The sequence below is a fragment of the Olivibacter domesticus genome (genome assembly GCF_900109575.1).
GTDB classification, from domain to species: Bacteria; Bacteroidota; Bacteroidia; order Sphingobacteriales; family Sphingobacteriaceae; genus Olivibacter; species Olivibacter domesticus.
Genome location: NZ_FOAF01000003.1, coordinates 291707 through 316066, shown reverse-complemented (window position 1 = coordinate 316066; position 24360 = coordinate 291707). Strand labels below are relative to the sequence as shown.

General features: G+C 39.5%; 12 protein-coding genes. 9 read left to right on the top strand and 3 right to left on the bottom strand.

Annotated elements, in window-relative coordinates:
- Positions 1–199 precede the first annotated feature (199 nt).
- The 4 genes from BMY50_RS15690 (at position 200) to BMY50_RS15675 (ending at position 10067) form a co-directional block, all read left to right on the top strand.
- Complete coding sequence (locus BMY50_RS15690) at positions 200–2608, top strand: ABC transporter permease (RefSeq protein WP_093326342.1); 2409 nt, start codon at positions 200–202, stop codon at positions 2606–2608.
- Between the two features lie 82 nt (positions 2609–2690).
- Entirely contained in the window at positions 2691–5135 is a 2445-nt protein-coding gene (locus tag BMY50_RS15685) for an ABC transporter permease (RefSeq protein ID WP_093326341.1), read from the top strand.
- 82 nt (positions 5136–5217) lie between these two features.
- The gene (locus BMY50_RS15680; RefSeq protein ID WP_093326340.1) at positions 5218–7590 is read left to right on the top strand and encodes an ABC transporter permease; all 2373 of its coding nucleotides are present in this window, start codon (positions 5218–5220) and stop codon (positions 7588–7590) included.
- An 83-nt stretch (positions 7591–7673) separates the two neighbouring features.
- Positions 7674–10067, top strand: a complete 2394-nt coding sequence (locus tag BMY50_RS15675; protein WP_162276608.1) for an ABC transporter permease — start codon at positions 7674–7676, stop codon at positions 10065–10067.
- Between the two features lie 260 nt (positions 10068–10327).
- Here BMY50_RS15675 and BMY50_RS15670 read toward each other — a convergent pair whose 3' ends face one another.
- Complete coding sequence (locus BMY50_RS15670; protein WP_093326338.1) at positions 10328–11011, bottom strand: hypothetical protein; 684 nt, start codon at positions 11009–11011, stop codon at positions 10328–10330.
- Positions 11012–11281: 270 nt separating this feature from the next.
- On the opposite strand from BMY50_RS15670, the gene BMY50_RS15665 reads away from it, so the two are divergent.
- Positions 11282–12418, top strand: a complete 1137-nt coding sequence (locus tag BMY50_RS15665) for an ATP-binding protein (RefSeq protein WP_093326337.1) — start codon at positions 11282–11284, stop codon at positions 12416–12418.
- Between the two features lie 80 nt (positions 12419–12498).
- Here BMY50_RS15665 and BMY50_RS15660 read toward each other — a convergent pair whose 3' ends face one another.
- The gene (locus BMY50_RS15660) at positions 12499–13047 is read right to left on the bottom strand and encodes a fibronectin type III domain-containing protein (RefSeq protein ID WP_093326336.1); all 549 of its coding nucleotides are present in this window, start codon (positions 13045–13047) and stop codon (positions 12499–12501) included.
- Positions 13048–13104: 57 nt separating this feature from the next.
- Entirely contained in the window at positions 13105–14046 is a 942-nt protein-coding gene (locus BMY50_RS15655) for an NAD(P)-dependent alcohol dehydrogenase (RefSeq protein WP_162276607.1), read from the bottom strand.
- A 301-nt stretch (positions 14047–14347) separates the two neighbouring features.
- Between BMY50_RS15655 and BMY50_RS15650 the strand changes: the two genes are divergently transcribed.
- From BMY50_RS15650 to BMY50_RS15635, 4 genes are all read left to right on the top strand, one after another.
- Positions 14348–16708, top strand: a complete 2361-nt coding sequence (locus BMY50_RS15650; protein ID WP_093326334.1) for an ABC transporter permease — start codon at positions 14348–14350, stop codon at positions 16706–16708.
- Between the two features lie 74 nt (positions 16709–16782).
- Positions 16783–19191 carry an ABC transporter permease gene (locus BMY50_RS15645; protein ID WP_093326333.1) on the top strand — a complete coding sequence of 803 codons (2409 nt, stop codon included), beginning with the start codon at positions 16783–16785 and terminating at the stop codon, positions 19189–19191.
- A 77-nt stretch (positions 19192–19268) separates the two neighbouring features.
- A complete protein-coding gene (locus BMY50_RS15640; protein WP_093326332.1) occupies positions 19269–21686 on the top strand; it encodes an ABC transporter permease in 2418 nt (805 codons plus the stop codon).
- A 125-nt stretch (positions 21687–21811) separates the two neighbouring features.
- Entirely contained in the window at positions 21812–24208 is a 2397-nt protein-coding gene (locus BMY50_RS15635; protein WP_093326331.1) for an ABC transporter permease, read from the top strand.
- Positions 24209–24360: the final 152 nt, after the last annotated feature.

Below are 24360 nucleotides of genomic sequence, written 5' to 3'. Positions count from 1 at the left end.
ATAAAAACAATATCAGAAGTAAGATACAAGGTTAGGAACGGAAGCTGTACGCTTTTGCGCCATAAAGTGTACGCTTTCGAACACCAGCCTAAACAATACTCCCTTACTCAACTGTTAATCAGACATATATAATTTTGGCGCATTTCCTGATAAAGGTTTAACAGTATTTTATCTAAGCATTGTTAAGGCTTAACCATATATGAAACAACTGCACCTCACCTTACGTCATCTTTGGCGAAACAAATTGTTTACTGCCCTCAACATTTTAGGACTAGCCATTGGCATTAGCGCCTCCTGGATCATTTACCGAATGGTTAGCTATGAATTTAGCTATGATCAGCACGAGCCTGATAGAGATCGGATATTTCAATTTTATACCCACGGAGAAAAAGGAGATGGGAGCAGTAGAGATCAGATCTTCATTCCCAAGGCCATTCTTCCCCACGTGTTACATGACATTAGCGGTGTCGAAAAAACAGCGCCCTTATATTATCAAAATTTCTCCAGCGCTGTAACGCATGACGGCCGTACGTTAGATCAACTTGATGAGCAAGTAGCCACCCTTCCCGACTATTTTGAAATGCTCGGTTATCAATGGTTAGCAGGAAATTCAAAACAGGCAATCGCCCCAGATAAAGTAGTCTTGACAGCGAAACGAGCACAGCGTTACTTCCCCGGGAAAAGTCCGGACGACATAGTCGGACAAACCATCACCTACAATGATACGGTGCAGAAAACCGTCAGCGGGGTCATTGCCGATTTAGATTACCTGAACAGTTTCCCTGCCCAAGAGTTTTTCGCCCTTAACCAAGAGGATTTGGCCAATACCGACTGGCAACGTGTGTCATCCGAAGAATTGCTATTTGTCAAATTGAAAAAAGGTGTAAGCACAAACAGTGTGCTTGATCAATTGAATCGCATCAATAGCTCACTTAATCGTGATTTTTTCAAAGAGCACAAGTTCAAAATCGATTATAAGTTGCTCCCCTTGGCGGAGAAACATTTTGCCACACATTTAACCCTCCGTTCCCGCACAGTCAGCAAGCCGGTTTTGTTTGGTTTATTGGGCATAGCAGCTTTCCTATTGGCCTTGGCTTGTATCAACTATGTAAATCTCACCACAGCACAATTGCCCCAACGCGCCAAAGAAATCGGCATCCGAAAAACTTTAGGCGGTAAATCATCTTCTCTCATTTGGAGCTATCTCAAAGAAACCTTCGCTACCTGTATGCTGGCGGTACTTTTATCCGTCTTAATCACTACAATAGGCTTGCGCATCTTTGCAGAATACCTACCTGAGGGAATGAACCACTTTAACAATTATGCAGAGATGTTGCTGTTTTCTATAGCCTTAATTGTGGGAATCACGCTCATTGCCGGAATCTATCCAAGTTGGCTCGCCACACGCGTACAGACTGTACGCGTATTGAAAGGCGAAATTAACCAGTCGGTCGGCGGTTACCAGCTAAACTTGCGCAAAGGGCTTATCGTCTTTCAATTTGTAATCGCGCAATTATTCGCGGTCTGCGCCATTATCATCGGTCAGCAGTTACGGTATACCTTAAATAAAGATTTAGGATTTCAACATGAAGCAATCGTAACGGTAGACATCCCATATAAAGTACAGGCAGACAGCAGTTATCAAGGGAAACAGTTTGTTTTAAAACGTATGATCGAGCAACATGCTGAAATCAGCAATGTTGCTCTGGGCGACATCCCCATGAGTGACTGGATGAACGGTTGGGGGATGGATTATCGTAGCGATACGGGCACCGTCCAAAAGGGGCTACTATTTAAAAATGTGGATGCCGACTACCTTAAGGTTTATCAGATTCCTTTACTCGCAGGTCGAACGTTACAGGAAACAGACACCATGCAAGAGCTACTGATTAATGAAACAGCACTAAAAAATTTTGGTTTCCGTAAACCACAGGATGCGATCGGGCAAATCCTCTATCAAGGGGGAAGTCCGAGATTCATTGTGGGCGTATTTAGAGATTTTCATCAATTCAGCTTAAAAAGTGAGATCCCTGCGCTTGCCTTTTCCGCTGTAAAGCCACGCTTGTCGTCTTTCAACATCAAACTGGCGGGTAAAAGGTCTTCTTCTCTGGCAAGCACCATTGCCCTTGTCGAAAAGGAATGGAAACAGGTGTATCCCGGCTTTGATTTTCAATATCAATTTTACGATGATACCATTCGGAACCTGTACCAGCAGGAACGCCGTACAGCTAAACTCATCAGCGCAGCCACCATCGTTACCCTGCTAATCAGTTGTTTAGGCCTCTATGGCTTAGCCGCCCTAACTGCGTTTCAACGCACAAAAGAGATCGGCATACGTAAAGTATTGGGCGCTACAGTCAATGGTATCATTTCGCTATTATCGAAGGATTTTGTCAAGCTTGTACTAATAGCACTCCTTATAGCTACACCGATTGCTTGGTGGGCCATGAATAAATGGTTGGAAAACTTCGTCTATAAAATCGAAATCCAGTGGTGGATGTTTGCTTTCGCTGGTTTTGGAGCAATTTTTATTGCCTTGTTAACGGTTGGTTTCCAGGCAGTCAAAGCAGCGATAGCTAATCCGGTAGATTCGTTGAGGAACGAGTAATCTCAGTTGCGAGTTATGCGTTGCCAGTTATGAGCTTGACCAAACTCGCAACGCATAACTCACAACGCATAACTATAAAAAGATGTTAAAAAACTACTTAAGAACCAGTCTTCGCCACTTATGGCGCAAACGCTTATTCACCGCACTGAATATATTAGGTTTAGCTATTGGCATTAGCTCATGCTGGATCATCTACCGTATTATCCAGCATGAGTTCAGTTATGATGCCCAATTGCCACACAAGGAAAGCATCTATAAAGTTGTCTCCGCATTTGGTTCAGGCGATAAAATGGGGGGCATATCCGCGCCCTTATATCAAGGTATTCGAGAAGAAATACCTGGGTTAGACCATGTGGTGCCCCTGTTTTATCAATGGATCAATGCCGTTGAGATCAAGCGGGAAACCAAAACAGATTTCATCAAAGACGATCCACAACAAATAGCAGCAACTGATCGGGCTTATTTCGAAATGTTGCCCTATACCTGGCTTGCTGGGAGTAAGGCAAGCGCATTGAATACCCCCGAAAGTGTCGTGCTTACAGCAAGTAGGGCACAGGAATATTTTCCGGGGACCCCTCCAGAAGACATTCTACATAAAACCATCACCTACTTTGGGCGCGACACGGTACAACGAACCGTGACCGGCATTGTTGCCGATTATTATCGCCCTTCAGAATTTACCGCGCAAGAGTTTTTGACCTTACCCGAAAAAACTTTCGAAAAATATATGTGGACTAACACCAATGGTAGCGACAAACTGTATTTGCAGTTTAGAGCAGGAGCAAATGTTACTGCCATATTGGATCAAATCAATAAACTTGATCAAAGACATTGGAAAGCATTTGGAGAAGAACGGGGAAGTCCAATAAAAAGAGGCAAGTCTTACGAATTATTACCCCTTAAAGATATTCATTTCGCAACTGATGTTAGCGATTATGGGGTACGCAAAACAAGCAAAGCCGTGCTCTACGGGTTGGTTGGAATTGGTGTTTTCTTGCTGATTCTCGCCTGCATCAATTATATCAACATGAGTGTAGCGCAAATTCCCCAGCGGGGTCGAGAAATCGGTGTTCGTAAAACGCTAGGCAGTAATCGTTGGCACCTGATCGGTCAGTTTTTGTTAGAAACCTTCCTAACCACGCTCTTCTCATCTATACTGGCTTCCGCATTTATCCTATTGGGTTTTTGGATCGTAAGCGATATCATCCCGGAAGGCCTAACCCCTTATAGCAGCCCGCGCTTATTTCTAACTTTCACTTTAAGTCTGACGCTGCTGATTACCTTATTGGCGGGTCTTTATCCGAGCTGGCTAATCACCAGGGTAAAAACAACTTCTGTGTTTAAGAATTTCTTTTCAGGCGCAAGCGCGACGCGCCGCTTCAGCTTGCAAAAAGTGTTAATTGTCTTTCAATTTGTCATCGCTTTGATTTTTATCGTGAGCACCATCATCGTGAGCACACAATTACGTCATACGCTTAAAGCTGATATGGGTTTTAATAAAGAGGCTATTGTGCTCGTGGACGTGCCTTGGAAATATCAGAATAATCCTCGCTACAAAGACAAACAATTTACCCTTTTAAATCAGTTACGAAATCTACCCGGCATTGAGCATATAGCTTTAGGGTCTGCTCCCCTTTCTTCCGGCTATTCTTCGAGCCCTTTCGAGCTGATTTCGGATAAAAAAGATCCAGCCGGAATACAAGTTTTTAAAAAATGGATTGACACTGCCTATCTATCGATGTACCAAATGGAACTATTGGCAGGGAGGAACTTACATCATTCGGATACTACCAACGAATTTATCATTAATGAAACGGCAGCCAAGGCCTTTGGTTTCAAATCACCGCAAGAGGCCGTAGGAAAAATGATGCGGCAATCGGGAAACAGCGCGTTCTCCATTGTTGGCGTAGTAAAAGATTTCCATAGCCAAGACTTTTATACATCAATTGAACCCTTAGCCCTGATGTCGGACAAACAAAATTTACTTACCTTCAATATTAAGCTCAACACCCGGAATCCAAGCCAATGGCAGGCCACGCTAAAAACAATTAAAAAACAATGGGGCAATATTTATCCCCCCGATGCTTTTCAATATCATTTTTATGACGAAACATTGGAATCCCTATACATCCAAGAAAGACAACTGGCTAAGCTGATCAATCTGGCTACAGCCATTACAATATTGATTAGTTGCCTAGGCTTATTCGGTTTGGCTACATTAACCGCCTTTCAACGAACCAAAGAAATTGGCATCCGCAAAGTACTCGGAGCCACTATATCGGGTATTATAACCATGTTATCAAAAGATTTTATCCAATTGATATGCTTAGCTTTTTTGATTGCCTCTCCTATTGCCTGGTGGTGCATGAATAAATGGCTAGAAGATTTTATTTACCGCGTCGATATTGAATGGTGGATGTTTGCGGTGGCAGGATTGTCGACCGTATGCATTGCTTTACTTACAGTAAGTTTTCAGGCCATCAAAGCAGCGATAGCTAATCCAGTGGATTCGTTGAGGAATGAGTAACCTCAGTTGCAAGTTATCAGTTGCCAGTTGTGAGCTTGACCAAACTCGCAACGCATAACTCACAACGCATAACTATAAAAAGATGTTAAAAAACTATTTCAAAATTGCCTTTAGAAACCTGATTCGTCAAAAATCATTTTCGATACTCAACATCGCAGGTTTAGCGGTCGGTATGGCTGCCAGTATCTTAATTCTCTTATGGGTGCAAAATGAAAAAAGTTATGATCGCTTTCATAAGCATGCTGATCAGATCTATCGCGTTACCGCCGTTGCCACCGATGATTTCAAGGCGGCTATAAATGCTGCGGGCATGCCTGCCGCGCTTCAGGCAGAAATACCCTCCATAAAAAAAACCGTTCGACTGAGTCATCCTTCAAAAAAGACCTTTGAATATGGGGATAAAAAATTTGAGGAAGTAAGAGGCTTTTATGTTGATTCAACTTTCTTCGATGTTTTCTCTTTTCGTCTTATTTCAGGTGATATCAAAACAGCTTTGCAACGTCCAGATGGTATTTTGCTTACCGAAAACCTTGCCAAAAAATATTTCGGCGAGGTCCCCGCCTTAGGTAAATCCTTAAAGATGGATAACGATAAACTGCTTACCGTTACAGGTGTTTTAGCCAATACCCCTACAAATTCTCATTTACAGTTTAATTATCTGATGCCCATGGCAGCTATTGCCCATACGGATGAAGATCTAATTAATAATACTTGGCGTAATTTTAATTTTTATTCATACGTCTTATTCGACCGAGATTTCGATCCCAGTAAGGCTCATCTGTTATCACTGGAAAAACAAATAAACGAACTTTATAAGGCACATACCACTGAACAGAAAATAACCTTTCATCTACAGCCCTTAACTGATATCCACCTCCATTCTCATCTACAAATTGAGTTGACAGAGAATGGAGATATTCAATATGTTAATATTCTCTTTATCGTCGCCATATTTATATTAATTGTGGCATGTATCAACTTTATGAACCTCTCTACCGCTAGGTCTGCAAAACGTGCTAAAGAGGTCGGCTTACGAAAAGTAGTTGGCGCAGCGCGTGGACAACTTATCGGCCAGTTTTTGGGCGAATCTATCTTGATTGCGTTTCTGGCACTTTTTATTGCTATTGGACTGGTTTGGCTGGCACTACCTGCCTTCAATCATCTCGCAGGGAAGGAATTAGGTATTAGCTTATTTGATGGTAAGATGGTACTTATGCTAGTTAGCATCGCCCTCCTCACCGGGTTAATCTCCGGCAGTTACCCCGCTCTGTTCTTATCAGGTTTCCAACCGGTAAAAGTATTGAAAGGAAAAATGAATTTAGGTGGAAGGGGCGATTTGATTTTCCGTAATACATTAGTAGTCTTACAATTTACCGTTTCTATTATACTACTAATTGGCACAGTCGTAGTATATAATCAGTTACAGTATATAAAAAACATGAACTTAGGATACGAACGCTCAAATTTAATATATGTACCCATGCGGGGTGATATTTTCAATAAGTTAGATGCTTACAAAAGCGAGCTGGAGCAACATCCCCTGACAGCCAATTTCACGCTGACCAATATAATACCCACTAATGTTATGTCGGGCTCTTTTGACGTAGCATGGGAGGGAAAGGACCCTAACAATCAGCCCGTTATACCTAATTTGGATGTAAGTGAAAGTTTCTTTAAGGTGTTTCAAATGAAAATGGCTGCGGGGAGAGTCTTTTCTACCGATTTTAGGGGAGACTCAAGCAATTATATAGTCAACGAAAAACTTGTCAAGATGATGGGGCTGGATGCAGCTGAAGCTGTTGGAAAGCCAATTGCTTTGTATGGTAAAAAAGGTACTATCATCGGTGTGGTTAAGGACTTTAATTTTAAGCCTATACAACAAGCGATTGAACCACTCATCATGCGTCTAAACAATTACGGAGGCAATGTGGTGGTACGAACCCAACCGGGTACCACAGAGGCTACGATTAAAGTTTTGGAACAGATCACCACCAGCCTGAATCCAGAGTTCGCTTTCTCCTATGGGTTCTTAGATCAAGATTTGGATAATTTATATAAAGGAGAGCAACGTATGGGCAGCCTCTTTAATCTATTTGCCCTGTTAGCAACTTTCATTTCCTGTTTAGGGCTATATGGCCTGTCAGCATTTATGGCGGAGCAACGGTTCAAGGAAATTGGTGTACGCAAAGTATTGGGCGCTACGGTGTTTAGTGTGGTATACCTGCTATCGAAAAACTTTATCAAACTGGTATTAATTGCAATTTTAATTGCAATGCCTGTTGCCTGGTATACGATAGATAGTTGGTTGAATGGCTTTGCCTATCGGATAAATATAGGATGGATTGTATTTATTTTTTCCGCGTTAACCACAATAGCCATCGCCTTACTCACCATAAGCTATGAATCTATTAAAGCAGCACGTTCCAATCCAGTAAAATCGTTGCGGAGTGAATAAACTTAGTTGTGAGTTACCGGTTGCCAGTTATGAGGCTAACCAAATTCGCAACGCACAGCTCACAACTCAGAAACTATAAGCAGATGTTAAAACACTATCTCAAAACAACGCTTCGCTATCTATTCGAAAACAAACGTTTTTCGATCATTAACATTTTTGGGTTGGCGGTAGCGCTATGTATCGTTTATCTCATCTTTTTCTTTGTACGCTTCGAACTGAGTTATGATCAGTTTAACAAAAATGTCGATCGTATCTACCGCATCAGTACAGATATCAAAGGAGCCACTGGTGTCAACCAGGAAACGAGCGCTCCAGCTTTAGCAATTGCACTCGAACGGAATTTTCCCGAAGTGGAAAAAGCGGGTCGCTTCCTGCTCGATTATTATATTATCTCCAAAGAACACGAAAATTTCGGTGAAGAGACCTTGGCCTATGCTGATTCTTCCATTTTTTCCATCTTTTCTTTCCCTTTGTTAAGAGGCAATGTAGCTACAGCCCTTAATGCACCATTCAATATTGTACTCTCAGAAACTGCTGCAAAAAAATACTTTGGCACCACCGATTGTCTGAACCAAACCTTAACACTGGATGGAAAACATCCAGCGACCGTTACCGGGATAATGAAAGATATTCCAAGCAATTCGCATTTTAGAACGGACATACTGCTGTCTATGTCCACCTTGTTCTCTTCTCCTAACGCCAGTTATTCTACCGAAGATTGGAAAAAGTTCGGCTTCTCTACCTATCTACTACTAAAAGATAACACAAATATCAAACAGTTTCAACAAAAAATTGATGCATTCGCCAAGATCATTCCTATTGATAGCAAGCTGGAATATCGTTTTGTTCTGGAACCCTTGGCAGACTTGTATCACCACGGAAGTTTAAGAGGTAATAAAGCGGGATCAACCACCGTAGGAAATTATACCAACATCTACGTTTTCTCTTTTATAGCACTCTTTGTGCTCTGTATTGCTTGTTTTAATTACATTAATTTAACCACAGCACTGTCTATTAAAAGAGCTAAAGAAATCGGTGTGCGGCAGATGATGGGTGCTACTAAAAAACAACTGACCCTTCAATTTTTTATGGATGCAATCCTACTTGCTACTTTAGCCTTTCTTGTATCCATTGTTTTATGTGGGATTGCGATCCCCTGGTTCCATATCCTGACAGGAAAAACTATTATAGACGACATTAAAACTTATATTGCCTACCTGCCATATGCATTGTCGATCGCCTTACTTACCGGACTGCTTTCTGGTATCTATCCAGCTTTTTTTCTTTCTCGTTTTAAACCAACAGCTACTTTAAAAGGAAGGTTTATTGTCAGTAGCAAGGGACAAGATTTACGCAAATCCCTCGTAATTATTCAATTTGTTATTTTCATACTATTAACAGTGTCCACCTTGGTGGTATATCGGCAGTTAAACTTCATGCGTAATGAGAATTTAGGTTTTAAAAAGGCCCATAACTTAGTGATCGATTTTCACTATGATGAACGTATTAGAGAGCACCAAGATCAAGTTAAACAAGCACTTACCGAGATAGCAGGTATCGAACAAGCAAGCTTTTCAGCTTATATTCCAGGAAAACCCAACAGACAATTTGCCACCACTATGGAAGGGAAGAATGGAATGATGGAAGAATTTCAGTCGGATGTATATTTTATTGACGACGCTTTTTTGAAGCAATATGATATCCAGGTCATCGCAGGCCGAGGTTTTTCAAAGGCTTCCCCAGAAGATCTCCGCAAGACGATGTTAATAAACGAGTCTTGTCTTGCGCGCTTAGGCTATGCAAACCCGCAAGACATCATCGGCAAGCGCTTTTCTCAACGAGGGGGGACTGGCGAAGTCATCGGCGTTGTAAAGGATTTTCACTTTCATTCTATGCACGAGGAAATACAACCGCTGACGATGCAAATTTCCCCAGGATTCTTCACGTTCTTAACCTTATCGATTTCTTCTGAGCATATACCCGAAACCATTAAAGCAATTGAACAAAAATGGCATCATATAGCGCCGGGCCTTCCACTCATCTACTATTTTGCTGATGAGGCTTTCAATGCTCAATATCAGGCAGAAGAACGTTTTGGCAGGTTATTCATTTCCTTTTCGATATGTTCTATTTTTATTTCTTGTTTAGGACTATTGGGGTTGGTTTCTTTCAATACGCTACAGCGAACGAAAGAAATTGGAATAAGAAAGGTATTAGGCGCCTCTTCCGCCCATATTTTTACGCTGCTTACAAAAGAGTACATCTTTTTGGTAGGAATCGCCTTTCTCCTGGCCATTCCGCTCACTTGGGTGGTGATGAATCAGTGGCTCAAGGATTTTGCTTACCGTATCCAAGTTCAATGGTGGATGTTTCTGATTACTGGATTTGCAGCCATTGTAATTGCCTTATTAACCGTTGGATTTCTAGCCTTAAGAACGGCTGTTGCTAATCCCGTGAAATCACTGAAAGATGAATGAATTTAGTTATTCGTTATTGGTTGCTCGTTATTGGTTATTGGGCTGAGGCGAATAAATTGAAGCAAATGGAACATAAGCCTTAGAGTCATAAACAGCTCTTAAGGTGTTTTGTTTATTCGTTTTACTTCTTCCTCAAATTTTTTGATAAGACGTTTCAAACAGATGTTCCATTTTGCTTTATATAAAAAAAATATTGCTCTTTACAAAAAGCAAATTTTAAGAATAATGCTTTATATATGCAGCAATTCATTTATAACGAGTTACAGCTGTTGCTTTTCAAGATAGGCCTTACCTAATATAAAATGCATTACTCCGTTCGTAGTTTTCAATATCATTTTGCCTGAATGCAAAAAATCATGTAACACCTGCTTTAAATAAATCGGATAAATAGTGATATTACGGTCAACATATTTTGCTACTTCCTTGTATATTACATGAGGTGCCTGCTTCGTTTGGAAAAAGCCTCTGTTTATTAACCTTTGTAGCACGTAACGGATCTCGCTCTTGACTTTTTGCTCTTCATAAGGGGTGATTTTTCGAATGATTTCATAAAATTTGATGGGATCATTTACCTTAATCTTATCTTTTCTGATGAGCCAGGGATGTATAATCTTATAAAACAACATACCATCTTTTATTTCTTTTTGTACCCGAATCAATCTTTTCTCTTGATAGGTGTAAAATTCATCCCTCTCAAAAGGAGCCCCTTCTAAAAGCTGTCCGTAAAAGATACGGGATAAGATTTCTATGTCTTCATCCGACAGTCGGGATCCGTTCTCCATACGTTCATAATCTGTAAAATAATAAGGCGCTTTTCCCATCAAAAAAGACAATTCTTCTTCCGTATAATCGAATTTTATACGTGCATTAATATAAGCATAGCGTTGAGCAAGCTCATCCTGTGTAAGCATTCCTCCGTAGGTATCTGTTAGATTAGGTGTCATGTGGTTTAAAATTGATATACCACAAATATATAAAAATATTATTAAAAAGCATATTTAAATCTTACAAAATAATTATTAAACATCTATAAATACATTTTTAAAACAAATCGATAAATAAAAAATTAATACCTATATCGTTCTCTTTCACCCTTCTAAAAAGCTGAAAATCACAAAAATTATAACTTTTGTGGATTTGATTCCATAAAAAGCATAACTTTTGTGGATTTGATTCCATAAAAGTTATATATTTGAGTCATAATATTTTAAAATATGATACAGAGGAACCTAAAAGCTGGGCTACTAAAACGCATTGATTATAAAAAGGTTCTTATACTCTTTGGCCCCAGACAAGTGGGAAAAACTACACTGGTCAAACATGTCATCTCTGAGTTACAAGAAGACTCTATTTACTTTAATGGAGACGATGTAACTACGCGAAATATCTGGCGTCTAGATCAGATAGCTCTATTAAGACAAAGTTTTGAGAATAAAAAAATCATTGTGCTGGATGAAGCGCAAATGATCGCTGATATCGGTCTTATCTGCAAGCAACTCGTAGATCAAAATTCAGGTATACAGCTTATACTAACAGGTTCATCAGCATTAAATATTGCGAATATCACTCAAGAGCCGCTCACAGGCAGAAAATGGGAATATTTTCTTTATCCTATTAGTTTTTCGGAGCTAATAAGGTACGAAGGCCTGCTAACAAGTATACAAAAACTTCCACTATATCTCATCTTTGGCACATACCCTGAAATTATCACCTCACAACAAGATGCTAAGCAATTGTTAACGAATTTAACCAATAGCTATCTCTACAAAGATATTTTAACTCTTACCGGTGTCAAAAAGCCAATGTTGTTGGAGAAAATCCTAAAGGCGCTGGCATGGCAGGTAGGTGCAGAGGTCTCCTTAAATGAATTGTCAAAGATAGTAGCTGCAGATGTCAAAACGATAGACCAATATATCTACTTACTGGAACAGGTCTTTGTTGTTTACCGTATAGGAACCTACAGTCGAAACTTAAGAAACGAAATCAACACTAAAAAGAAGATTTTCTTTTATGATAACGGTATTCGAAATAGCCTTATTGGAAATTACAGTCCGCTAGAAGCCCGTCAGGATATTGGAGCACTATGGGAAAATTTTCTACTGTCTGAACGAAAAAAACTGCTTGCCTACAATGGCTTTTACGGATCAATCTATTTTTGGCGAAATAAGCAACAGGCAGAAGTGGATTATATAGAAGAGATTGATGGTAAATTATACGCTTTTGAGTTTAAATGGAATCCACGGACTAAGGTAAACTTCCCTAAAGCTTTTGTTGAAAACTACAAGCCAGAAAGGACTGAGGTTATCCATCGTGACAATTTTTGGGAATGGTTGCAGACATACCCATATTGATGCATAACTTTTGTGAGTTTGCTTCCACAAATTTTTTTGTATAAATCCCCGCAGTTTATGATAGCTGCGGGGAAAAACCACTATCTGGCAATTAGTGAAACAGGATCACACCAATCTCCTACACCATTACTATTTATTGCCCGCACCCGCAGATAATAGGTAATGCTTGGTTGTACTGCTTGCAGCATATTCTTCACAGAAGACGTGGTACTCATTCGATCGCTCCATAACAGTTCTCCGTTAGCATCTTTTTGGAAAGCATAACAATACTCATATATTGCATTGGAACCAACTTTATCGAAATCAAAGCGGATCTGTCCACTCAAAGGCCCATCACTCATACGTAAACGTGTGGGAATAGAAGGAACCAGGCCCGATATCGGTTGTGCAAACAAGGAAAAACCCGAGCTCAGCAACATCGGCATATTGCCTTCTGCTATGCTATTTACATAAAAAGCTAGCTTCTTCAAGACATTAGCCAAAATCAATTTACGCTCATTCTTTAGGCTAATATCCAAGGGGCTTCCTTTCTGACTGGCTTTGGCCAGTTTCTCTTGATAATCTTCAATAGCTGCTTGTACATCTTCCAATGCAGGCGTAGGATCGGGAAAATTAGCATTGCCGGTCATAGCTTGTGTAGGTCTGGGTGCGTAGCTAATCTGAGTATAGTTAAGATACTCGCGTTATCAACTGATATCTATCGCTATTTTTGCTACGAATCCCCCTTTTTTCATGAGTCTGTGTGCTTCCGTTAACTGTTCAAGCGAAAAAGTATGTGCAATATGCGGTTTGAGTTGTCCTCGTTCAATGAAGCCCTTTAATGCCAATAAATCTTCTGCATTGGGTTTTACGAAAACAAACTTCATATTCGGTTCGAAAACAACGTCAACAGCCGTTTTTACAATGCCTTTTATGTTATTCGTTTCGCCTCTGGTGGTAACAAAGAGCCCATGTTCTGCTAAATGATGTTTTAGGTCGCTATACGTATACATCCCTGCTGCATCAAAAATTAAATCAAACCGAGCGCCCGACGGGATTTGTTGGTTTTTATAATCAATTACTACATCACAGCCTATAGCATTAGCATAAGCACGGTGATTTTCGCTACAAAGCCCACTGATATGGGCATTCATGCTTTGAGCTAACTGCACCGCTGCAGCTCCCACCCCTCCTGTGCATCCCGTTATGAGTACATTTTCTTTTGCCTGCAACCTGCCCACTTTAAATAGTGCCTGATAAGCCGTTAAGCCAACAAGTGGAATAACCCCCGCTTCCAGAAAAGTTAAGTTTGTCGGTTTTAAAACAACTAAATCATCATCAATAACCAACTCTTCCGCATAGGCCCCTCCTTTAATTATTGGCCTCATTCCATATACTTCATCACCTTCCTTAAAAAGCCTGCTTTTGGATGCTATTACCCTGCCTGAAAAATCGCTTCCGATAATCTGGTTTGACAACCCCGCTGATGCTAAAACGGCCTTTCCTTGCCTTATCATCGTGTCTACCGGGCTTACAGACGAGGCATAATTTCTTATCCGTACCTGTCCGGATTTTATCGCTGGGCTTGGTAATTCTTTTATCTTAAATTTCGGAGATGCCCCAATTCTTTCCAATACTGCCGCTTTCATAGTTATTGTGCTATCTGTTAACAACATACAAATTAGACATTTATGCTTAACGGATTGTTGGCTCGGTCTCATATTGCTCATGGTTTTGTTACTTAAGTGTAAAGAGTTTTTGTCCACTTCCGAACGGCCACTGTTCGAAATCGAACACTTTCATTTCGACTACAAACCATAAACAACTCACAATCAATACATTGAATATTTGGTGATGTTTTAGTTATTTGCTAATTGTCTGTACTTGTGTTGCAAATGCTTAAAGCCTAAGCCTCGCGTAAAACATATAAGGATAAAAAAAGCAAAAATCATGATAAAAAACTATCTCAAAATTGCTTGGAGAAGTCTACTAAAAGGAAAAGGATATTCATTTATAAATATTTTCGGCTTAGCGTTAGGTTTATCCTGCTTTATGCTTATCAGCTTGTGGATAAGAGATGAGCTAAGTTACAATCACTTTTTAACTGATGCCGATAGAGTTTATGCCGTGCGTATAAACTCACTTTTTAATGGGGAAATACAAACTGGAAACATGACGCCTGGGCCGCTTGAACCAGCCCTTCGTTCTGATATTCCAGAAATCGAAGCCGTTACAAAATTAGGTTATGCGCCCAATCTCCTGTTGAGTACTGAAAATAAATCTGTAAAAGAAGTGGGTTGGTATGCCTCTTCCGACTTTTTTAAGGTCTTCCGTTTTAAACCCCTCAGTGGCAACCCCGCTCAGGCCTTGGCCTCAATTGATCAGATAGTAATCACGAAGACATTGGCGCTTAAGCATTTTAACACCACCAATGCAATAGGTCGGACAATCGAAGTGGATAAAAATAAAGTCTATACCATAGGAGCAGTAATTGATGATATTCCAGAGAATTCTACTCTACAATTCGCTTGGCTGTTAAATTTTAAAATCAATGAGCAGGATTGGATGAAAACTTGGGGAAATAATTCATTTCAAACCTATGTTAAGCTAAAGCCCAACACAACTGCCGCTCAGGCCATGGCTTCCATGAAAAACATTTACAATCGGTATCAAACCGATATGAAAAGTACTCCCATTCTTCAACCGATCAAGGATATTTATTTATATGGGAGTTATAAAAACGGCCAGCCGGATGGCGGCAGGATAGCTTATGTTCATATATTTCTGCTGGTAGCTTTATTTATTCTAGTAATTGCATGCGTTAACTTTATGAATCTGGCGACGGCACGTTCAGCAAAAAGAGCAAAAGAAGTGGGGGTTTTAAAAACTGTTGGTGCTCCACGTAAAACACTTATTATACAGTTCTATATCGAATCGTTGTTAACGACTTTAACTGCCGTCATATTGGCTTTTATATTTGTATGGTTATTTCTTCCCTACTTCAATAGTTCCTTTGAAAAGCATATCGCTTTAAGCAGTAGTGATCCTATTCTTTGGTGTGGCATTCTTGTTCTGGTTTTCTTCACCACTTTTATTGCTGGCAGCTATCCTGCTATCTTTTTATCTTCCTTCCAGCCAATAAATATTCTGAAGGGTACTTTCACGTCGAGAAACCGCGGACTGAAGTTAGATGTATTAACCATACGGAAAGGTTTAGTGGTGTTTCAATTTACATTATCAATTTTTCTTATCGTTAGCATTCTCGTTATTGGTAACCAAGTAAATTATATCCAAAACCTGAACTTGGGAATGGATAAGGAAAATGTCTTATACGTTCCTTTGGAAGGAAATTTATATACTAAATCTGAAACATTTCGCCAGAAGGCTGCATCCCTACCTTCTGTTGTTGCGGCGAGTACGGTAGGGATGTTACCCATGAATCTTCAAAGTACCTCCAACGATCTTTCCTGGGAAGGCAAGGACCCAAACTTACAGACTGCTACTACTGTGGCTTTAGTTGGTTATGATTTTACTAAGACAATGCATATTGATATCGTTTCAGGTCGAGATTTTTCTATCGAACATCCAGCTGATACCAGTGCATATGTTATTAATGAAACAGCAGCTAAGCTCATGGGGATGAAAGACCCAGTGGGTAAACAGATCAATTTTTGGAATGGTAAGCAAACCATCATTGGCGTGATGAGAGATTTTCACACGGAATCATTACATACACCGATCAAACCACTTGTTCTTTGTTTTTCGAATAAGGAAAACGGTTATATGATGGTAAGAACGCAGGCTGGAAAATTGAAAGAAGCATTAACCGCGCTTTCAACACTCACTAAAAACATGAATCCTGATTATCCTTTTGAATATCATTTTGCTGATGAGACATATGAAGAGATGTATAAAAGTGAACAACAGGTAAACCTGCTGGTTCGTTATTTTGGTGCACTTGCGATCATCATCTCTTGTATGGGATTATTCGCTTTGGTGTCATTCGCCGCAGAGCAACGAACAAAAGAGATCAGTATCCGAAAAGTAGTTGGAGCATCCTTAATTAATATTGTAAACCTACTCTCTAAAGATTTTTTAAAACTGGTTCTCGGAGCGGTATTTATTGCTTTCCCACTCGCCTTCTGGGCTGTGAACAAATGGCTTAATAGTTTTGAATATAAGATTGACCTTGGTTGGGAAATATTTGTGCTAGCCGGAGCAATTTCACTATTAATTGCCTTGCTTACGGTAAGCATACAAGCAATTAAGGCCGCGCTGGCCAATCCAGTCAATAGCTTGCGGAATGAATAAACTTAGTTGTCAGTTACCCGTTGCCAGTTATGAGCTTAACCAAAAGCGCAACACATAACTCACAACTATAAAAAATGTTAAAAAACTACATCAAAACAGCATGGCGTAACTTGTGGAAAAACAAGTTTTACTCGCTACTCAATATTTTGGGATTAGCCATTGGCATGGCTGTATGCATCGTGATCGTTCTTTTTGTAAATTATGAACGAAATTTTGATGCGATACATAAAAGGAACATCTATCGATTGAACGAGGTTCAAAAACCAGAGGGAATGGTATCACCTCAAAAAGTAGCCCTTTCTATGTATCCTATGGGCCCCGCTCTTCAGCAGGAATTTTCTGAGATTACGAACTTTACAAGAGTCAATCAATTTGGAAAAGCTTCTTTTCAAATAAATGGCATTCGACATATACTTTCTTCTACTTTTCTGGTAGATTCCACCTTTTTACAACTTTTTGATTTTAAACTGTTAAAGGGCGACCGGAAAACAGCACTTCAAAAACCGAATAGCCTTCTGCTTACAGAAAAAACCGCTGCCAGCATCTTCGGAAAAAATGAGGCCTTAGGAAAAACCATCACAACTTATGGTAGAGACACCACCAGTTTTACCATTACGGGCATTTTAGCTGATATACCCGAAAATTCACATATTAAGTTCGATGCCTTATTTTCTATTAATACTTACGTTGGCCCTCAACAGATGCAAAATTGGGGAAGTAATTGGCTCACCACTTACCTTGAAATAGATCCAAATGCCAATATCAAAAATCTCGAAAAGAAATTTCCCGTCTTCCTTAAAGAACATATGGATGAAGATCAGGTGAAAGGATATGAATTATTTTTACAGAGCCTTCGAGATGTTCACGCAGGATCTACCGACATTACACACGACTATATCAATTATCAGAAATTTAATAGCAAATACACCCTTGTCTTTTTAGCGATAGCTATTGTTGTACTTATTATAGCTTCTATCAATTTTGTGAACCTAACGACCGCCCGGTCAGCCGGACGAGCGAAAGAAATTGGTGTTCGAAAAAGTACCGGTGCAAAAAGGGAGCAACTTTATTTCCAATTTATTGGCGAGTCAATTTTTCTTTGTTGCATTGCTTTGATCTTATCCTGCGGGTTGGTAAAGCTAATGCTCTTATACGTTAACCATATAAGTCTTAGAGCAATAGACTTCCCTTTATTTAGCAGCCCGAAACTGGTGTTTTCTTTGTTTTTAGGCATGGTACTTTTAGGCCTTTTGGCCGGTCTTTACCCTGCAGCCTATTTATCTTCGTTCAAGCCGTCAACCGTGCTTAAAGGCACGGCTACCACAGGGAAAAGTAAAACATTTTTCCGTAATGTTTTGGTGGTTGGACAGTTCACCTGTGCCATCGTGCTCATCACCGCAACTTTGCTAGCGATCAAACAACTTCGCTTTATGCAGAAGAAAGATGTTGGTTTTACCCGTGAGCAGATTGTTTCCGTTGTTCTTGACAAGAATACCAACAGAAACTATGCAGCTCTGAAACAAGAGCTTCTAACGAATAGCTTAGTCAAAGGCGTTACAGCCAGTCAACAAAAGATGGGTAATAACCTGCATCAAACGGGTGTTCGATTCTATGGGGATGGCCCGGCCAAAGATTTGGTAACTTCCCAAATTATAGTAGACCCCGATTTTTTAAGTGTTTATCAGATTCCGCTCCTTGCTGGTCGCAATTTTTCAAAGGACAGACCAGCTGAAAATGGAAAAACTTATATCATCAATGAAACATTAGCCAAAGAGCTACTAAAGGAAAGCCCTAACCAATCGATTGCCTCTTTAATTGGTAAGCGTTTTGGGTTTAATGGTTTAGATTCTGCCAGTACTATTGTAGGTATTGCTAAAGATTTTAATTTCAATTCCCTACATCATAAAATTGAAACACTTTGCCTGTATAATCAAACGGAATTCGGGTATAATGAGCTTTCTATCAAGATTAATACAGCTAGAGCACAAGATGCTTTGGCATACATCCAATCCGTTTGGAAGCGTACCAGCCCCGACAGCGATTTTGAATATCAATTTTTAGACGACCATTTTGCCGAGCTTTATAAAACGGATCAAACAACCAGCGAAATTGTTGGCATATTGGCAGTACTCTCGGTTCTAATTTCCTGTATGGGCCTATTAGGCTTAGCCACCTTCATAGCCGAACAGCGAATCAAAGAAATTGGCATCAGAAAAGTGCTGGGAGCAAGTGTTCACGGCCTCGTTCAACTATTGTCGAAAGACTTTTTAAAACTAGTGGCTATTGCGATCATGATTGCTGTACCAATTGCCTGGTTAGGCATGAATAAATGGCTGGAAGATTTTGCTTATCGAATTGAAATCGAATGGTGGGTGTTCGTCGTTGCAGGTCTCGTTGCTATTTCTATTGCCATGTTAACGATTAGTTTCCGAACAATAAAATCAGCTCGAGCTAATCCCGTTAAGAGTTTAAGAACCGAATAAATTTCGTTATTAGTTCTTGGTTGTTGGTTATTCGCGATGCCTTACCAAGAACAAACAACTAACAACAAATAACTACAATGTTAAAAACGATCGTTCGCCAGCTTTGGCACAATAAGCTTTTTACATCCTTAAATATTTTAGGTTTAAGCATTGGCATCAGTGCCTGCTTTATCATTTACCAGTTAGTGAGTTTTGAATTCGGTTTTGAAACAAGAATTCCAATGCATGAGAACATCTTCAATGTGGTAAGCCATCTAGAATTTGATGGACAGGAAGGTCATAATGTTGGGGTACCTAAACCACTTGGACAAGCAATTGAGGCTGAAGTGCCGGGAATCAAATTTGTCGTACCGGTTGCAGAACAGTTTATGGAGGAGGTAACCGTTCACCAGATAAACGGTAAGGATAAGACTTTTAAATCGCCGGATCGTCAGGTGATGACGCAAGCGAGCTATTTTAACATGCTTCCTTATGAGTGGTTAGCCGGAACGATAGATCAAGCGCTCAGCACCCCCAATACCGTTGTCTTGACAAAAAGCCGAGCTGAAAAGTACTTCCCCGGCGTACCTGTCAACGACATCCTCGGCAAAACATTGATATATAACGACACCATTCAAAAAGAGATCAGTGGGGTTGTTAATGATTTAGCCTTTGCGACTAGTTTTTATGGCAAGGAGTTTTTTGCGTTGCCGAAAGACTATTTTTCACAGAGCGATTGGGGCTCCACTAACTCGAATGATAAACTATATATACAATTAGAAGAAAAAAATGCCGCATCAAAAGCACAGCAACATATAAATGCCCTTTCTGTAAAAAACACGAAAGACTTATTTGCGAAATGGCGATTTAAGCGCGATCAAAGAATTATTCCAATAGCTTCAATGCATTTTGCTACTCAATACGGAGAAAGCAATGTTCATAAAGCCAACAAACCAGTTCTATTGGGCTTAGTTGGCGTAGCAATCTTCTTGCTGATATTGGCCGTAATTAACTTCATTAATCTTAGTACCGCACAATTACCACGACGAGCGAAGGAAATAGCGGTTCGTAAAACGATGGGTAGTTCGGGTAAGCGATTAATTTATCAATTTTTAGGGGAAACCTTCTTTACGTGTATCCTTGCAGCCCTCTTTTCCGATCTTCTTACCTATTTGTTTCTTCTTTCGTTTAAGGACTTGTTCCCTGAAAATATGCAGGCCTACATTAACTATTATCAGGTTTTCGTATTATTCTGGCTTTTCTTGTGGCTCACAACTCTATTTGCCGGTCTATATCCCGGTTGGCTCATTTCCAGGGTTAACCCCATTCAGATTTTACGAAATCAAACCCTTATTTCATTTAGAGGAATCCGCTTGTCACTTCGTAAAACTTTGATAATTTTTCAGTTCGTTATCGCTTTGTTATTTATTGTATCCGCAATTATTGTGGGCCAGCAACTTCGATATACTTTAAATAAAGATTTAGGTTTTGAGAAGGATGCTATCCTTCTTGTTAATATTCCGTGGCGGAAAGTGAATGATGATAAAGGCACGAAATACGCCTTATTAAATGAATTAAGAGCTCTGAAAGGAGTAGAAGCCGTTTCACTTGCTGCTCCACCTTTAAGTAGTAATACGATGAGCAATAACTACGATTATATACCTGATAACGGCACTGCAAAAAAGGAATTACAACCCTATATAAAGAATATTGATACCGCCTATCTTGCTCTTTATAATATGCATTTACTAGCTGGTCGTAACCTTCTTCCCTTGGATACAGTAAAAGAATACTTAATCAACGAAACAACCTCAAAAGTACTCGGTTTCAAATCGCCAAAGGAGGCCATTGGAAAATTCATAGGGCCACAAGACGGTCAGCAAAGTCCTATTGTTGGTGTCGTTAAGGATTTCCATAATAAGAATTTCTATCAGTCGATTGATCCGATTGTTTTAATCATAGATAAGCAAACCTCTACTTATAATATAAAATTAAATGAACACTATCCAAAAAGTTGGCAAAAAACCATAAGCGAAATAGAAAAACACTGGAAAAAATTTTATCCAGAGGAGTCTTTTGAATATAAATTCTACGATAACAGTATTGAGGAATTATATACGCAAGAACATCATATGTCGAAGATTATTAATTTGTCAACGATGGTCGCCGTTCTGATCAGTTGCTTGGGTCTACTTGGGCTGATTACCCTAACGGCCTATCAGCGAACAAAGGAAATCGGTATACGAAAAGTGCTGGGGGCTTCTATATCAAGTATCGTTCAATTATTGTCGAAAGATTTCATACAACTAGTATTGATAGCTATTATTATTGCTTCACCCATTGCTTGGTGGGCCATGAATAAGTGGCTGGACGGTTTTGCTTATAAAATAGAAATACATTGGTGGGTTTTTGCTTTAGCAGGGTTTGTGGCAATTTGTATTGCATTTTTAACAATGAGTATACAGGCCATCAGAGCAGCAAGGGCTAATCCAGTGGATTCGTTGAGGAATGAGTAATCTTAGTTGTGAGTTATCAGTTGCCAGTTATGAGCTTAATAAAGTTCGCAATGTATAACTATAAAAGATGATAAAATCATGAGCCATGGAGGCCAATAGCTGAAACACCATAAAAGACGAACGCAATGTTTCAAAACTACATCAAAATCGCTTGGCGGAGTCTCATAAAGAACAGATTACACACAGTAATTAATATTGCTGGACTATCTACTGGTCTCACTGTAACATTACTAATTAGCCTTTGGGTACGAGATGAGTTAACTTTTGATCGCCAGCATCCCAACTATCAAAACATTGCGCAAGTAATGATTAATACACAGCAAAATGGGATCTTGGAAACATCCAAAACAGTGGCTGCTCCATTGGCTGAAGCCCTAAGAAGCAATTATAGAGACGCGTTTAAATCGGTTGTATTAGCCAGGCAAGCAGGAGATCATCTCTTACACTATGAGGATAAAACATTGCGTGCTACTGGTAAATTCGTAGAAAAGGAGGGTACAAACATCCTTCCTTTACAAATACTAAACGGCAAAAGAGATGGACTTATTAAGCCCAATAGCATTATGCTTTCGCAAGAAATGTCGCAAGCTATTTTTGGTGAGACCGATCCTATTGGGAAAACACTAAAAGTTGACGATAATATGCTGGTATCGGTAACCGGTGTTTATAAAGACTTGCCTAACAACTCGACATTCAAAGAAGTAAAATATTTAATTCCATGGTCACTCTTGGCAGCAGTCGATAAAAACTACAGCAAGCTTGAGAAGAGCTGGGAGTTCAATTGGTTTGAAATTTTTATTGAACTGAATCCTCAGATCTCTATGTCTAGCGTCTCAAAAGAAATAAAAGATCTTCAGAAAAATATTTTAAAAGACAACACTCCTCTTTCGACTTATAGCCCTTCCTTATTTCTACATCCTATGGAAAAATGGCATCTATATGGTGATTGGAAAGATGGTAAAAATACTGGTGGGCTTATTACGTTTGTTTGGCTTTTCTCCATCATTGGTTTTTTTGTCTTACTGCTAGCTGCTGTCAATTTCATTAACCTAAGCACAGCGAAGGCACAAAAGAGAGCAAAAGAGGTAGGAATCCGTAAAGCCATCGGTTCGAATCGGAAACAATTAATGTTACAATTCTTCTGTGAGTCTGTCTTAACAACCTTTCTATCATATTTATTGGCTTTGGCACTTGCTTATTTTTCTCTTCCTTTCTTTAATGATCTGTCAGTGAAATCTTTATATATACCATATACTGATCTTAATTTTCTTTTGATAAGTATCGGTTTCGTTCTACTTATTGGACTATTGTCCGGTGCTTATCCAGCGCTATTACTCTCATCATTTAATGCTATAAATACCTTAAGGGGCCTTTTTAGCACAAGTAAGAAGATGGTTACGCCACGACAAGTATTGGTTGTTATCCAGTTTACGATTGCTACTATATTAAGCATAGGTACGATTATCATATTTCAGCAAATTCAACATGCCAAAAATCGGCAGCTTGGATATAACCAAAAGGACTTAATAAGTTTCCGAATGAGCAATTTTAATGGCCGTAATGAAGCTTTCCGCAATAATTTATTACAAACAGGGGTATTATCCGATGTCGCACAAACTACCAGTCCGGCTACGGATAACTGGTCGAATGCTTCCGGTTTTTTTTGGGAAGGTAAAAATTCAACTTTCAAAGATAATTTTTCATTAGTGGCTGTGTCGCCCGATTACGGGAAAACACTTGAATGGAAAATGATGGCTGGACGCGATTTTTCTAAAGATTTTGTCAGCGACTCCTCTTCAGTCATACTAAACGAAAGCGCTATCCGCTATATGGGGATTAAAGAGCCTATTGGAAAAACGATTCGATGGAAGGATGAGACATTTAGTGACGCCTCTTATACAATCATTGGAGTAGTAAAAGATTTAGTGTCGCAATCGCCTTATGAGCCGGTGTATCAAACCATTTATTTTATGCAACCTGCAGCGAATTTTCTTTTAGCGAGACTCAAGCCTGGGATTAATACACAAGACGCATTGACAAAAATAAAAACTGTTTTTAACAAGTATGCGCCTGACGAGGCTTTTGAATTCTCCTTCGTAAAAGATGATTTTACGCAAAAGTTTTCTTTTGAAGAGCGAGTAGGCAAACTAGCTCTAATTTTAACCTTACTTACTCTTTTAATCAGCTGCATGGGCATTTTCGGGCTGGTAACATTTATGGCTGAACAGCGGAAAAAGGAAATTGGTATTCGAAAAGTCCTTGGTGCAAACATCCAGTCTCTTACCCAATTATTATCTTTTGAATTTGTTAAACTGGTAATCATTTCTACATTGATAGCTATTCCTTTTGCTTGGTGGCTAACGAATAAGTGGCTCGAAAACTTTTCATTAAAAATAACAATTTCTTGGTGGACCTTTGCCTATACAAGTCTAGCTATTCTCTTAGTTGCTTTATTCACCATCAGTTTTCAAACAGTAAAAACAGCCCTAGCAAATCCTGCGGATAGCTTGCGGAATGAATAATTTGGTTACGCATTGCTAAACTAACTCGCAACTCATAACTAGAAGGACTGTCCGTTTCCGAACACCGGTTGTGCACTATCGAACAGCCTAAGTATTTGCTGAAAACATAAAAAACTAGTTTACAATCAATTAACTTTTTTGGTTCCATTTAT